Consider the following 14,603-nt stretch of genomic DNA (forward strand, 5'->3'; position numbering starts at 1 on the left):
GGGTTATATGGTCAAGCGAATAAGCGCACACGGTGGATGCCTTGGCGGTCAGAGGCGATGAAGGACGTGGCAGCCTGCGAAAAGTGCGGGGGAGCTGGCAACAAGCATTGATCCCGCAATGTCCGAATGGGGAAACCCACCTCGCAAGAGGTATCGTGCAGTGAATACATAGCTGTACGAGGCAAACCCGGAGAACTGAAATATCTAAGTACCCGGAGGAAAAGAAATCAACCGAGATTCCCTGAGTAGTGACGAGCGAACGGGGACCAGCCCTTAAGTTGATTGAGTTCTAGCAAAACAACCTGGAAAGGTTGGCCATAGACGGTGACAGCCCGGTATGCGAAAGAGCTCTTCCAATGAAATCGAGTAAGGCGGGGCACGAGAAACCCTGTCTGAACATGGGGGGACCATCCTCCAAGGCTAAATACTCCTGACCGACCGATAGTGAACCAGTACCGTGAGGGAAAGGCGAAAAAGAACCCCGTGAAGGGAGTGAAATAGACCCTGAAACCGTGTGCGTACAAGCAGTCGGAGCCCGCAAGGGTGACGGCGTACCTTTTGTATAATGGGTCAGCGACTTACTGTTCGTGGCGAGCTTAACCGTATAGGGGAGGCGAAGGGAAACCGAGTCTGATAAGGGCGCATAGTCGCGGGCAGTAGACCCGAAACCGGGTGATCTAGTCATGCCCAGGGTGAAGGTTGAGTAACATCAACTGGAGGCCCGAACCCACTCCCGTTGCAAAGGTAGGGGATGAGGTGTGATTAGGAGTGAAAAGCTAATCGAACCCGGAGATAGCTGGTTCTCCTCGAAAGCTATTTAGGTAGCGCCTCCTATGAATCTTCCTGGGGGTAGAGCACTGTTATGGCTAGGGGGTCATTGCGACTTACCAAACCATGGCAAACTCCGAATACCAGGACAGAATGTAGGGGAGACACACGGCGGGTGCTAACGTCCGTCGTGAAAAGGGAAACAACCCAGACCCACAGCTAAGGTCCCAAATTCACTGCTAAGTGGAAAACGATGTGGAAAGGCACAGACAGCCAGGAGGTTGGCTTAGAAGCAGCCACCCTTTAAAGAAAGCGTAATAGCTCACTGGTCGAGTCGGTCTGCGCGGAAGATTTAACGGGGCTAAGCAGTGAACCGAAGCTTGGGGTGCATAACTTTGGTTATGCGCGGTAGAGGAGCGTTCCGTAAGCCGTTGAAGGTGGATTGAGAAGTCCGCTGGAGGTATCGGAAGTGCGAATGCTGACATGAGTAACGATAATGCGGGTGAAAAGCCCGCACGCCGAAAGCCCAAGGTTTCCTTGCGCAACGTTAATCGACGCAGGGTGAGTCGGCCCCTAAGGCGAGGCAGAAATGCGTAGTCGATGGGAAGCTGGTTAATATTCCAGCACCTCGCGTAAGTGCGATGGAGGGACGGAGAAGGTTAGGTTGGCCGGGCGTTGGTTGTCCCGGTGAGAGAGTTGAGGCGGTTCCCTTTGGCAAATCCGGGGGAGCAACGTTGAGACTAAGGACCAGCCCATTAGGGCGAAGCAACCGATATCACGCTTCCAGGAAAAGCTCCTAAGCTTCAGCTTACGCAGACCGTACCGTAAACCGACACAGGTGGGCAGGATGAGAATTCTAAGGCGCTTGAGAGAACTCGGGTGAAGGAACTAGGCAAAATAGCACCGTAACTTCGGGAGAAGGTGCGCCCTTTCTGGTGAATAGCTGGGAGGGGCCGCAGTGACCAGGCCGCTGCGACTGTTTATCAAAAACACAGCACTCTGCAAACACGAAAGTGGACGTATAGGGTGTGACGCCTGCCCGGTGCCGGAAGGTTAATTGATGGGGTCAGCCGCAAGGCGAAGCTCTTGATCGAAGCCCCGGTAAACGGCGGCCGTAACTATAACGGTCCTAAGGTAGCGAAATTCCTTGTCGGGTAAGTTCCGACCTGCACGAATGGCGTAACGACAGCGGCGCTGTCTCCACCCGAGACTCAGTGAAATTGAAATCGCTGTGAAGATGCAGCGTTCCCGCGGCAAGACGGAAAGACCCCGTGAACCTTTACTATAGCTTTACACTGAACGTTGAGTTCTTCTGTGTAGGATAGGTGGGAGGCTATGAAACCGAGGCGCTAGCTTCGGCGGAGCCATCCTTGAAATACCACCCTGAAGTGCTTGACGTTCTAACCTAGGTCCGTAATCCGGATCGGGGACCGTGTATGGTGGGTAGTTTGACTGGGGCGGTCTCCTCCCAAAGTGTAACGGAGGAGCACGAAGGTACGCTCAGCGCGGTCGGACATCGCGCACTGTGTGCAAAGGCATAAGCGTGCTTGACTGCAAGATCGACGGATCAAGCAGGTACGAAAGTAGGTCTTAGTGATCCGGTGGTTCTGTATGGAAGGGCCATCGCTCAACGGATAAAAGGTACTCCGGGGATAACAGGCTGATACCGCCCAAGAGTTCATATCGACGGCGGTGTTTGGCACCTCGATGTCGGCTCATCACATCCTGGGGCTGTAGTCGGTCCCAAGGGTATGGCTGTTCGCCATTTAAAGTGGTACGCGAGCTGGGTTCAGAACGTCGTGAGACAGTTCGGTCCCTATCTGTCGTGGGCGTTGGAGATTTGAGAGGGCTGCTCCTAGTACGAGAGGACCGGAGTGGACGAACCTCTGGTGTTCCGGTTGTCACGCCAGTGGCACTGCCGGGTAGCTATGTTCGGAAGCGATAACCGCTGAAAGCATCTAAGCGGGAAGCGCGCCTCAAGATGAGATCTCCCGGGACTTTAAGTCCCCTAAAGGAACCATCAAGACCAGGTGGTTGATAGGCAGGGTGTGTAAGTGCAGCAATGCATTGAGCTAACCTGTACTAATGATCCGTGTGGCTTGACCATATAACCTCAAGTTGCTTTGGCTTCCGACGCGTCGGACACCATTCGCCAAAAACTTGCTACAATTCCCAACCCATTCGCCGACACGGAGTTCATCCCGTGAAAGCAAACCAACGAGAGCGTGTGCGCGACTCAGTACATCGAGATCCGCGACCCTCCACCCTCTCCCTGGTGATAATAGCTGTGTGGTCCCACCCGATCCCATTCCGAACTCGGAAGTGAAACGCACATGCGCCGATGGTAGTGTGGCTTAAGCCATGCAAGAGTAGGTCATCGCCAGGGGCTTTACCCCGAAACCCCCAGCCAACAGGCTGGGGGTTTCTTTTTGCGCGCAGGAAAGTCAATGCCCGCAAGTTAATGCCGGCAAGTTAATGCCCGCCGTGGTGGATTATCTGGCGGGGTGCGACTCAGGCCGCGGCGCGCAAGGTCACCACCAGCACGTCGCGATGCGACGGCTGCCCGGGATCCTGTGCTTCCACGGCGGTCACGCCATGGAACACCCGGGAATCATCGACCAGAGCGGCATCCATCGCATGGGTCAGCGTGAAGCTGCCCAGCTCGCGGCCATCGGCGGCGTGGATGGTGGTGGTTCCGCTGACGATGTTGTGCCGGTCGATCAGCAGCACCAGGACGTAGTTGACGCCGTCGCGGTGCACGCCTTCCGGCGTCGGCTGGCCGGGTTGGCCGGGCCGGGCCTCGATGCGGAACTGATGGAGTTCGATATGCCAGGCCGCGACGTCCGGCGACAGGTCGCCATAGAAGTCACGGCAGAACTCCAGGATCGTGCGAAGACTGTAGCTCCCGGCAACGTCCGGTAGCACCGGTTCGAACCAGCGCTCGATGCCGCCCTGCAGGTTGTTGTAGTCGCGGCTCTGGTAATGCGGCTGGTGCGGCTGGCGCACGATTTCGCCGCTGCTGCCGGCAGCGAACACCGCGTAGCGGCGGCTGCGGTTGTGGCCGACGCTGGCCAGGTAGGCATCGGGTGCCAGGTCGTCCCAGCTGGCGGCGAAACGCGCCCAGTCGTCGAGCGCGTGGCGCTGCTCGAACAGCTCCCGCATCACCGAGCCGGCGACAAAGCTGAAGCCGTCACGCCTGAGCGTTTCGTGCAAGGCGGACAAAGTGGACTCGGCGGGGGTTTGCATGTGGGGGACGACAGGCAAGGCGCGGCGTGACCGCCGCGCGCGGTTACAGGGATGTCAGGGAGTGATGTGCAACGCTGCCTGCACCAGCAGCCAGAGCACGCAGACGTAGCCGGCGAACCAGGCGGCGGTGCGCAGCAGGTGGCGACCGCTGATATAGAGCAGGCCGTGCAGCACACGGAAGACGATGAACGCGATCGACAGCGTGCCGATCTGCGCATGCGGCACGCCCGCCAGCTGGGCCATGATCACGCCCGCGGCGAACGGCGCGAACGCTTCGTAACTGTTGAGCTGCGCGGCACTGGCGCGGAGCGAACGCTGGCTCTGCTGGCGTTCCTGCCAGCGGCGCGGGTCGCGGTTGTCGTAGCGCTCGCCGCTGGTCTTGGCGATGGCGACCCACAGGTAGGGCAGCACGGCGGCGATCAGGACACAGACGTAGGCAGTGGCGAGCGTCATGGCATTCCCCGGCTGAATGAGGCGCCAGCGTATCCGAAATGACAACGGCGCCCCACTGCCGGGGCGCCGTTGCGGCTGCTGCAAGCGACGCGGTGCTACTTCGCCGCGGGCTTCATCAGCTTGTCGTGGGCGGCGCGGAAGGCATTGCCCTCGTACCAGTTGGGCCACTGCTCGCTGCCCGCCAAGGTCTTGCCGACACCGTAAAGCGCATCCAGGTCCTGGATGACGCCGTCGAGCTTCCACGACGGATCGTACTGATCGCCGGGCTTGTGGTAGCGGTTGTCGCGGTAGTCGACCTGGGCCTTCTGACCGGCTTCCATGCCGCCGTCGATCAGGTCATCGCCGCCCTTGGCGTACAGCGCCGGCACGCCGGCCTTGGCGAAGTTGAAGTGATCGGAGCGGAAGTAGAAGCCATCCTCCGGCGTGGCTTCGGCATGCAGCACGCGCTGCTGGCCATCGGCGACCGTCTTGAGGATGTCCTCGAGCTCGGAGCTGCCGAAGCCGACCACGGTCATGTCACGCGCCTTGCCGATCACCGGCATCGCATCGAGATTGATCACGGCCACCGTCTTGTCGAGCGGAACGGTCGGATGGGCGACGTAGTACTTCGAACCCAGCAGGCCCGACTCTTCCAGCGTCACCGCCAGGAACAGCAGCGAGCGATCCGGCGGCGGCTGCTGCTTGCTGAAGGCTTCGGCGATCTCGAGGATGCCGGCCACGCCGGTCGCGTTGTCGACGGCACCGTTGTAGATGTTGTCGCTGCCGGCGGGCGCGGCTTCGCCGTGCCCTTCGTGGCCGTGGTTGCCCAGGTGGTCCCAGTGCGCCATGTAGACGACGGTCTCGTCCGGGCGCTTGGCACCGGGCAGGCGTGCGACCACGTTGCGCGAGGACTTCTCGCTGATGGTGCTCTTCAGGTCGACCGACAGCTTCGCCTGCAACGGAATGGCCTTGAATCCGGGCTTGCCGGCCGCCTTGTAGAGCTCGTCGAGGTTCTGCCCGAGCGACGACAACAAGGTGCGGGCGACATCGCCGGTGATCCAGCCCTGCACCGGCAGGCGCGGTTCCGGATCGTCCTTGGCCGGCAGGTCGAACTGCGCGCCCGACCAGGAATTCTTCACCACGTCCCAGCCGTAGGAGGCGCCATCGCTGTCGTGGATGATCAGCGCTGCCGCTGCGCCCTGGCGTGCGGCCTCTTCGAACTTGTAGGTCCAGCGGCCGTAGTAGGTCATCCGCTTGCCTTCGAACAGCTTCGGATCCTGGCCATGGAAACCGGGGTCGTTGACGAACATCACCACGGTCTTGCCCTTGACGTCGACGCCGGCGTAGTCGTTCCACTTCTGCTCGGGCGCGTTGACGCCGTAGCCGACGAACACCAGTTCGCTGCCGTCGACCTTGACTTCGTTCTTGCCGGTGCGCGTGCCGATCACCATGTCGCTGCCGAACTTCAGCTCGCGCGGCTGGCCCTTCACGTCGAGCTTGACCACGGTGCCTTCGTTGGCGACGGTCTCCACCATCGGTACGGTCTGCACGTAGCTGTCGCCGTTGCCGGGCTGCAGGCCAATGCGCTTGAACTGCGCTTCCAGGTAGGCGACGGTCTTGTCCTCGCCGGCGCTGCCGGGGGCGCGACCTTCGAATTCGTCCGACGCCAGCGTCTTCACGTGCTCGGCGAAATCGGCGGCGTTGATCGTGTCGCCGAAGGGATGACTGCTGCCGGGGTCGGCAGGAGCGGCAGTGGAAGCCGGGGCGGGCGTCGCGGCCGTCGGCGCATCGGCCTCGGGCTTGGAGCAGGCGGCCAGCGCCAGCGTGCCGACGATTGCGGCGGTAAGCAGGGACGTGCGGGACATGAGACCTCCGGAATGGACCAACCGCACCGGGTCGTGAGACGGCAGGTGCGGAATTCCATTCTAGGCCCCAAGTCCGGGCCGGCGACGTGCCGGGTCCGACAGTTTGTCGCGCCATCGCGGCCCTGTTGCCGTCCAGAACGAAGTGAGGGACCTGCTTCCGCGCGGCTTGCGCAGAAGTCAGGTCCCTCGCTGTGCCGGGACGACCGCGGCCGGCTTACTCCGGCGGCAGGGCGCCGTCGTAGCGCACCGCGGTGGCACCGGTGATCGCGCCGGTCTTGGCGGTGTTGTGGACGTACAGGGTGACCTTGCGCTCGAACACCAGCGGGCCATCAACGACGGCATTGGGTCCGATGATCACCTTGGGATCACGCTTGTTCATCGAGAACCAGCTCTGGCTCGGCTTGGTGTAATGGATGCGACCTTTCACGTGCGAATCGACGCCGACGGTGAGGTCGCCATTGACGGTGCTGATGTCGCCGCCGACATCGGTGTCGACCAGGCCGATCGCACCGTTGACGGTCTCGATGCTGCCGCGGACGTCGCCGTTGCGGTCGACGAAAACGCCACCGTTGACGGTTTCCAGCTTGCCGTCGAGGCGCGACTTCTCGCCAACGCGAATGCTGCCGTTGACGGTTTCCAGGCCGCCGGCCTGGACGTTGTCGCCGGCGGTGATGCTGCCGTTGACCGTTTCGGCGTCGCCAGTGCGCGCGCCCGAGCCGATCCTGATACTGCCGTTGACGGTTTCGAGGCTGCCGGCCTGCTGGCCGGCGTCGACGGTGATGCTGCCGTTGACCTTGTCGATGTCCTGCGCGGCGAAGGCAGCGGGGGCGGACAGGGCCAGGGCGAGAGGGAGGGCGAGAACTGGGCGGATGCGCATCGTTCGGGATTCCATTTTGGAAACAGGCATGACTGGGACAGGCTTCAATGCTAGTGATGCGGTGAGGGCGTCTTGGGTTTACGCCGCTTCGTTACAATCGCAGCCAGCGCCGGCCCAGGCCCGTGCCCGAAGTCACCTTTCGTAGCGTCCCACCCTTTTACCGATCAGGGAAACCCCGACGTGTCAGCCTCCCCCGTGCGCCCCAAACCCGTTGTCCTGCTCATCCTCGACGGCTGGGGCCACCGTGAAGACCCGACCGACAACGCCCTGGCCCAGGCCACCCTGCCCAACTGGCACGCGCTGCTGGCCAGCGCCCCGCACACCCTGATCCACACCGAGGGCCGCCACGTCGGCCTGCCGGACGGGCAGATGGGCAATTCCGAGGTCGGCCACATGAACCTGGGCGCCGGCCGGATCGTCTACCAGGACCTGACCCGGGTCGATGCGGCGATCGAAGACGGCAGCTTCTTCGGCAACGAGGAGCTGCGTGCGGCCTGCGCGGCCGCGCAGAACAACGGCGGCACGCTGCACGTGATGGGCCTGCTCTCGCCCGGCGGCGTCCACAGCCACGAGAACCACATCTTCGCGATGCTCGAGCTGGCCCGCCAGGCCGGCGTCGCCAAGGTCGCCGTGCACGCCTTCCTCGACGGCCGCGACATGCCGCCGCGGTCGGCCGAGCCCAGCCTCAAGCGCCTGCTCGATGTCTGCCAGAAGCTGGGCAACGCCCGCGTCGCCAGCGTCAGCGGCCGCTACTACGCGATGGACCGCGACCAGCGCTGGGACCGCGTGCGCCGCGCCTGGGACGCGATGGTCGAAGCGCGCAGCGAGCACGTCACCACCGGTGCCGTGGAAGCGTTGCTGCAGGCCTATGAGCGTGGCGAGAACGACGAGTTCGTCGCCCCGACCGTGATCGAGGGCAGCGTGCCCATGGCCGACGGCGATGCAATCGTGTTCATGAATTTCCGCGCCGATCGCGCGCGCCAGCTGACCGCGGCGTTCGTCTCGCCGACGTTCGACGGCTTCGTTGCGCGCCGTCCGGCGCTGTCGCGCTTCGTCTGCCTGACCGAGTACGACGCGCGCCTGCCGGCGCCGGTCGCATTCGGTCCGGACGACCTGCGCAACACCCTCGGCGAAGTGCTGGCCGCCAACGGCCTCAAGCAGCTGCGAATCGCCGAGACCGAGAAGTACGCGCACGTCACCTTCTTCTTCAGTGGCGGTCGTGAGGATCCCTACGAAGGCGAGACCCGCATCCTGGTGCCGAGTCCGAAGGTCGCGACCTATGACCTGCAGCCGGAAATGAGCTGCCCGGAAGTCACCGCCAAGCTGACCGCGGCGATCCGTTCCGGCGACATCGACGTTGCCATCTGCAACATCGCCAACCCCGACATGGTCGGCCACACCGGCGACATCGCCGCGGCGATCAAGGCTGCCGAGGCGGTCGACATCGCCATCGGCGCAATCGCCCAGGCCGTGCGCGACACCGGCGGCGCGCTGCTGGTCACCGCCGACCACGGCAACCTGGAAATGATGCGCGACGCCAGCACCGGCCAGCCGCACACCGCGCACACGGTCGGTCCGGTGCCGTTCGTGTACCTGGGCCCGCGCCAGGCCACGCTGCGCAGCGGCGGCGCCCTGCGCGACGTCGCCCCGACCATCCTCGACCTGCTCGGACTGCCGAAACCGGCGGAGATGAGCGGCACGAGCCTGCTGGCGGGCTGACCGCAACGATGCCCACTACCTCGACGATGCGACTGCTGCGTGCATTCGCCATCGTTGCCTTCTGCCTCGCCGCGGCGCTGGCAACGCCGGTTGTTGCACAGAGCAGCCGCGAGGCCGAGCGCAAGCTGGAGAAGATCCAGCGCGAGTTGAAGGCGGTGGCCGACGAGCGACGCGAGATCGAAGGCCAGCGCGGCGATGCCTCGCGCAAGCTGCGCGACGCCGACGAGAAAGTCGGGCAATCCAACCGTCGCCTGCGCGAGATCGAGGCGCGGCTGGCGCGCGAGCAGTCGTCGCTGCAGCAGCTGCAGCAGGAGCGCGAGTCACTGCAGGCGCGGATGGTGACCCAGCGTCAGGAACTGGCGCAGCTGCTGCGCGGCGCCTACCTGCAAGGTCAGGACGCACCGCTGAAGTTGCTGCTGGCGCAGGACAGCGTCGCCGAGGGCAGCCGCACGCTGGCCTATTACGGCTACCTGCAGCGCGACCGCACCCGCCGTATCGCTGAACTGAACTCGCAGCTCAAGGAACTCGACACGCTGCAGGCGCAGATCGTGCAGCGCAGCAGCGAACTCGACAGCACGCGCCAGCAACAGCGCAGCCAGTTGGGCGAATTGCAGTCCGATCGCAAGCAACGCGCCGCCCTGGTCGCCTCGCTCGACCAGCGCTACAAGGATCGCAGCACGCGCGAGCGCGCACTCGGCCGCGATGCCAAGGGCCTGGAGCAACTGCTGAAGAAGTTGCGCGTGGCCGCCGCCCGCGCCGAAGCGCAACGCCGTGCAGCCGCCGAACGCGCCGCTCGCGAAGAAGCGCGCCGGGGCAGCGGCGAGACTCCGCCGCGCAAACCGGTGGTGGTGGCCAGCGCGCCGGCGCCGCAGGTGGGCGGGCTCGGCTGGCCGGTGTCGGGCGCGTTGCTGGCGGGCTTCGGCGCGACCATGCCCGACGGCCGCGGCAGCGACGGCCTGCTGATCGCGGCCAGCGCCGGCACGCCGGTCAAGGCCGTGGCCGATGGCAGCGTGGTCTACGCCGAATGGATGACCGGCTACGGCCTGCTGCTGATCGTCGACCACGGCAATGGCTACATGAGCCTGTACGCGCACAACGACGCGCTGCTCAAGGACGTCGGTGCCAGCGTGAAGCGCGGCGATACCGTGGCCACCGTCGGCAATTCCGGCGGTCAGGGGCGGCCGGCGCTTTACTTCGAGCTGCGCCGGAACGGCGCGCCGGTGAACCCGGGCGCCTGGCTGCGGCGCTGACGCTGAATGCATGCAGCCGCCGGTCCGACGGATTAACGAAAGGCTTCCATTGCCCGCCGCCAACGTGCCCATAATCGACGTCAGCGCGGCTGTCCCGGATGGTCGGCGCTACCGAACAAAGACGTCCTGTCAGACGTACGACCGTGGAGTTTCGTGCATGTCCCTGCGCCACCTTGTCCTGGTTCCGCTCGCCCTCGCCATTGCGGTCGCGTTGCCGGTTGCGGCGCAGGAAACTCCACCTGAAGCCGGTCCGCCCGCAGCCCGTCCGTCAGAAGCGGCGGACGCGCCGATCGAATCGCCCGATGCCGAGACCACCGCGTCCAAGGTCCCGCTGGAAGAGATCCGCCGCTACGTCTCGGTCTACAACGCGGTCAAGCAGGCCTATGTCGAACCGGTCGGCGACGACAAGCTGATGCATTCGGCGATCCGTGGCCTGCTGTTCGACCTGGACCCCCACAGCGTCTACCTCGACAAGGACGACGCGGAAAGCTTCGAGGAGCAGTCGCGCGGTGCCTACGACGGCGTCGGTGTCGAGCTGATGCGCCAGCCCGACGGCAGCCTGCGCGTGATCGCACCCATCGACGACACGCCCGCTGCGCGTGCCGGCATCAAGGCCGGCGACGTGATCACCGCGATCGACGGCAAGCCGTTCAAGCCCGACGAAGGTGACAACTCCGGCCCGCTGCGCGGCAGCGCCGGCAGCAAGGTCACCTTGACCATCGTGCGCGAAGGCAAGGACAAGCCGTTCGACGTGACCATCCAGCGCGAGACCATCCGCATCGCCAGCGTGCGCAGCAAGATGCTCGAGCCCGGCTTTGGCTACATCCGCATCAGCGCATTCCAGGCCGACACCGCGGCCGATTTCGAAACCAAGATCGAAGCCCTCAAGGCGCAGGCCGGTGGCAAGTTGCGCGGCCTGGTCATCGACCTGCGCAGCAACCCGGGCGGCCTGCTGACCTCGGCGGTGCAGATCGCCGACGACCTGCTCGACAGCGGCAAGATCGTCAGCACGCGCGGGCGCATCGCCATCAGCGATGCCGAATTCTCCGCCACGCCGGGCGACCGCCTCGGTGGCGCGCCGCTGGTGGTGCTGGTCGACGCCGGTTCGGCCAGCGCGGCCGAAGTGCTGGCCGGTGCGCTGCGCGACAACGGTCGCGCCCGCATCGTCGGCAGCCGCACCTTCGGCAAGGGCTCGGTGCAGACCGTGTTGCCGCTGGACAATGGCGACTCGGTCAAGCTGACCACCGCGCGTTACTACACGCCCAGTGGCAAGTCGATCCAGGCGCTTGGCATCACTCCTGACGTCGTGCTGCATCCGCCAAAGGAAGACGACAAGAGCGTGCGCAACCTCAGCGAGGCGAGCCTGCCGGGCCACCTGCGTGGCGACGAGGAAGGCGATGGTCAGCCCGGCGACAATGCCGGCGACGTGCTCGACGGCGATGCACCGATCACGGCGGCGCTGGTCGAGCTGAAGAAGCCGGTGGCGAGCAACGCCAAGCCGGCGGCCAAGCAATAACTAACTGTCGTAGGAGCGAGCAAGTTCGCTCCAACAAGGTCGGTGGCTTAGCGCGGCTTTGCCGGCAGCGGGAATGGCGTGACCACTTTTTCGCCAGTGGTCGCGTCACGGATCGCCGACTGGCCTTTGCGCTCGACTTCCTCGACGCGGACGATGCTGTGCATCGGCAGGTGCAGCACGCGGGTGTTGCCGAACTCGTCGCGCAGGCGCTCCTCGGTCGGATCGATCACCACGCCGTCGTGGACGTCGAACACCAGCTCACCGACTTCGGTGAATCCCCACAGCGCACCGGAACCGACGTGACGGGCATACAGCTCGTACACCTTGCCGGCGTTGAGGAAGGTCACTTTGTAGAGCGGCTTGGCCATGGTGCACGGGTGTCCGACGGGGGGATCCGCCTGCGCTGATCGCGGCGGTTGTCCAGACAATGGGGCGGCAACGCCGTCTTCTCAAGCTCAGGCAGCAGCCCGGATGTGGCGGTGTCGCCTACAGGCCGCGCTTTCGACGAAGTCGGCGGGCGATGCCGGCACGTGCAATCAGCGCGAACGCACCGCCGAAGGCGAAGCCTGCCAGGTGCGCCGACCAGGCCACGGCGCCGAAGGCCGGTCCGATGAAGGTGAAGAGCAACTGCAGCAGTGCCCACACTCCGATCAGCAGCGGTGCCGGCATCTTCACGAATTGCAGGAACAGGCCCAGCGGCACGACCACGCCGAGCTTGGCGTTCGGGAACAGCGCCAGGTAAGCGCCAATCAGTGCCGACACCGCGCCGCTGGCGCCGATGATCAGCCGGTCGGGCGTGCCGATGGCGATCACCGCGGCGAGGTTGGCGACCGCACCGCCCAGCAGGAACAGCATCAACAGCCGCCACGGTCCCATCGCCCGCTCGGCCGGCAGGCCGAAGATCAACAGGAACACCAGGTTGCCCAGCAGGTGCGCCCAGTCGGCGTGCAGGAACAGCGCGGTGAACAGGCGCAGCAACACGCCGCTGCGCAGTGACGACCACCATTCTTCCGGGGATGTCAGTCCTCCCGACAGGGCGCCCCATTCCAGCAACAGGCGCCGCTGGTCGGAATCGGGAAGCAGCTCGACGCCGATAAAGCACAGCCACAGGACGCTGAACAGGGCTGGCGTGGCCCAGCGGAGCGGACTGCGCTCGCGCGTCGGGATCGAGACGAACATTCCTCAGTCCCCCCTGCCCGGGAGGGGAAGGACGGACCGCGTTTCGGGCTGTGTGCAAGTGCGGACGGGCATGCCGGCTATTGTTAGCTTCGGGTTAACTGCCGCGCTATAGTGCATACGGCGTCGTACGTCGGGAGGGGTTTTCCGGCGCGCATCTGGCGCCCGAATCGGCCGGGTGCCAAGGCAATGACGGCCGCGGAAGACATAAATACTCCAATGGAGACTACACGCATGCAACACGTTCACCGCTTCACCCGCCTGTCGGCGCTGGCTCTGGGCATCACCGGCGCACTGGCAATCGGTCAGGTCCACGCTTCTGCGTTCCAGATCAAGGAAAACAGCGTCAAGGCCCAGGGCCGCTCGTACGCCGGCTCCGGCGTCGCCAAGGATGACGCCTCGGTGGTGTCCAACAATCCGGCGACCATGGCCCAGTTCAAGGGCACGACCTTCCAGGCCGACGTCACCGTGATCGACCTCGGATTCGAATTCACCGGCGGCGGCTATGACGCCATCGGTCGCCCGATCACCGGCGGCGACGGCGGCGACGCCGGCGACGTGATCCCGGTTCCGGCGATGTCCTTCATCCACAAGTTCGAGAGCACCGGCATCGCTGTCGGCGCCCAGGTCAGCGCTCCGTTCGGCCTGAAGACCGAATACGAAGCAGGTTGGGTTGGCCGTTACTACGCCGACAAGTCCGACCTCAAGACCGTCGACCTGACCCTGTCGGCCGCGCTGGACATCATCCCGGACCGTTTGTCGGTCGGTGCTGGCCTGGTCTATGAGCGCGCCGACGTGACCCTGTCCAAGGCCGTCGACTTTGGCGCGTTGCTGTTCGGCCAGCTGCCGCCGGCGCAGCGTCCATTCGCACCGAGCTTTGCGCGCCCGCAGGGCGCCGACGGCCACGCAGAGGTGGAAGGCGACGACACCGGCCTGGGCTGGATCGTCGGCGTCAACCTGCGTCCGACCGACAAGCTGGCGATCGGCCTGTCGTACCGCTCGGAAATCGACCACGAGATCGACGGCAACGTCACCTGGACCGTGCCGGCCCCGGTGCGTGCCACGCTCGACAGCCGTCCGCAGACCAGCCCGCTGTTCCGCAACGGCGGCGCCGGCGCTGACCTGACCACGCCGTCGGTCACGACTGTCAGCGTGTCTTACCAGTTCACCGACAAGTTCCAGCTGTTGGCCGACTACTCGGAGACCGGCTGGAAGTCGCTGCAGCAGATCAACATCGACTTCGACAACCCGGACCCGAACTCGATCGAGCAGTTCCGCTGGGACGACACCCGCTTCTATTCGATCGGTGGCGAGTACAAGTTCAACGACGCATGGACCTTCCGTGCCGGTTGGGCATTCGACGAGACCCCGACCACGTTCGCCACGCGCACCCCGCGCCTGCCGGATGAGGACCGCACCTGGTACTCGGTCGGTGCCAGCTGGCAGGCGACCCAGAACCTCGAGGTCAGCTTCGCCTACACCTACCTCGACGTGAGCAACCCGCAGATCGGCCTGACCGAGGGTGGTCACACGCTGTTCGGCGAGTACGACGCAACGATCAACCTGTACGGCGTTTCGGCCAAGTACAACTTCTGATCGAGCGTTTGCGTCACGCACGGGAGTCGCGACGGCTCCCGGCGTGTCGACACTGCATTGAAGAGCGGCCCGTCATTTGACGGGCCGTTTCTTTTTGGGCGACCGGCATTCCGCGGTCGCCTCACGCAGTGGATCTGAACGGGGAATCAAGTCAGGCG

General features: G+C 64.5%; 9 protein-coding genes, 2 rRNA genes and 1 pseudogene. 6 read left to right on the forward strand and 6 right to left on the reverse strand.

Going from position 1 to position 14,603, the window contains the following annotated elements:
- Positions 1 to 9: 9 nt before the first annotated feature.
- Together HIV01_RS15050 and rrf are read left to right on the forward strand one after the other, a co-directional pair.
- Positions 10 to 2,875, forward strand: a 23S ribosomal RNA gene (locus tag HIV01_RS15050).
- A 164-nt stretch (positions 2,876 to 3,039) separates the two neighbouring features.
- A 5S ribosomal RNA gene (gene rrf, locus HIV01_RS15055) occupies positions 3,040 to 3,154 on the forward strand.
- Positions 3,155 to 3,279: 125 nt separating this feature from the next.
- Here the strand turns inward: rrf and HIV01_RS15060 are convergent.
- The 4 genes from HIV01_RS15060 to HIV01_RS15075 form a co-directional block, all read right to left on the reverse strand.
- On the reverse strand, positions 3,280 to 4,014 hold the full coding sequence (locus HIV01_RS15060) for a 2OG-Fe dioxygenase family protein (RefSeq protein ID WP_200609270.1): 735 nt from the start codon (positions 4,012 to 4,014) through the stop codon (positions 3,280 to 3,282).
- 54 nt (positions 4,015 to 4,068) lie between these two features.
- Positions 4,069 to 4,467, reverse strand: coding sequence for an MAPEG family protein (locus HIV01_RS15065; protein WP_200609268.1), 399 nt, complete (start codon positions 4,465 to 4,467; stop codon positions 4,069 to 4,071).
- 95 nt (positions 4,468 to 4,562) lie between these two features.
- Positions 4,563 to 6,311, reverse strand: coding sequence for a M28 family metallopeptidase (locus HIV01_RS15070; RefSeq protein ID WP_200609266.1), 1,749 nt, complete (start codon positions 6,309 to 6,311; stop codon positions 4,563 to 4,565).
- 214 nt (positions 6,312 to 6,525) lie between these two features.
- Complete coding sequence (locus HIV01_RS15075) at positions 6,526 to 7,182, reverse strand: DUF4097 family beta strand repeat-containing protein (protein WP_200609332.1); 657 nt, start codon at positions 7,180 to 7,182, stop codon at positions 6,526 to 6,528.
- 186 nt (positions 7,183 to 7,368) lie between these two features.
- Here HIV01_RS15075 and gpmI point away from each other — a divergent pair, with 186 nt between their 5' ends.
- The 3 genes and pseudogenes from gpmI to HIV01_RS15090 all read left to right on the forward strand — a co-directional run.
- On the forward strand, positions 7,369 to 8,907 hold the full coding sequence (gene gpmI / locus HIV01_RS15080) for a 2,3-bisphosphoglycerate-independent phosphoglycerate mutase (RefSeq protein WP_280633568.1): 1,539 nt from the start codon (positions 7,369 to 7,371) through the stop codon (positions 8,905 to 8,907).
- 8 nt (positions 8,908 to 8,915) lie between these two features.
- Positions 8,916 to 10,157, forward strand: a complete 1,242-nt coding sequence (locus HIV01_RS15085; RefSeq protein ID WP_200609264.1) for a murein hydrolase activator EnvC family protein — start codon at positions 8,916 to 8,918, stop codon at positions 10,155 to 10,157.
- A 157-nt stretch (positions 10,158 to 10,314) separates the two neighbouring features.
- A pseudogene (locus HIV01_RS15090) lies at positions 10,315 to 11,670 on the forward strand (S41 family peptidase); the annotation flags it as partial.
- Between the two features lie 50 nt (positions 11,671 to 11,720).
- Here HIV01_RS15090 and HIV01_RS15095 read toward each other — a convergent pair.
- Both HIV01_RS15095 and HIV01_RS15100 read right to left on the reverse strand, forming a co-directional pair.
- The gene (locus tag HIV01_RS15095) at positions 11,721 to 12,041 is read right to left on the reverse strand and encodes a DUF1820 family protein (protein ID WP_200609260.1); all 321 of its coding nucleotides are present in this window, start codon (positions 12,039 to 12,041) and stop codon (positions 11,721 to 11,723) included.
- Positions 12,042 to 12,159: 118 nt separating this feature from the next.
- Positions 12,160 to 12,852 carry a rhomboid family intramembrane serine protease gene (locus HIV01_RS15100; protein WP_200609258.1) on the reverse strand — a complete coding sequence of 231 codons (693 nt, stop codon included), beginning with the start codon at positions 12,850 to 12,852 and terminating at the stop codon, positions 12,160 to 12,162.
- Between the two features lie 231 nt (positions 12,853 to 13,083).
- Between HIV01_RS15100 and HIV01_RS15105 the strand changes: the two genes are divergently transcribed.
- Positions 13,084 to 14,445 carry an OmpP1/FadL family transporter gene (locus HIV01_RS15105; RefSeq protein WP_200609256.1) on the forward strand — a complete coding sequence of 454 codons (1,362 nt, stop codon included), beginning with the start codon at positions 13,084 to 13,086 and terminating at the stop codon, positions 14,443 to 14,445.
- Positions 14,446 to 14,603 lie beyond the last annotated feature (158 nt).

The organism is Lysobacter arenosi (assembly GCF_016613475.2).
Lineage (GTDB): Bacteria > Pseudomonadota > Gammaproteobacteria > Xanthomonadales > Xanthomonadaceae > Lysobacter_J > Lysobacter_J arenosi.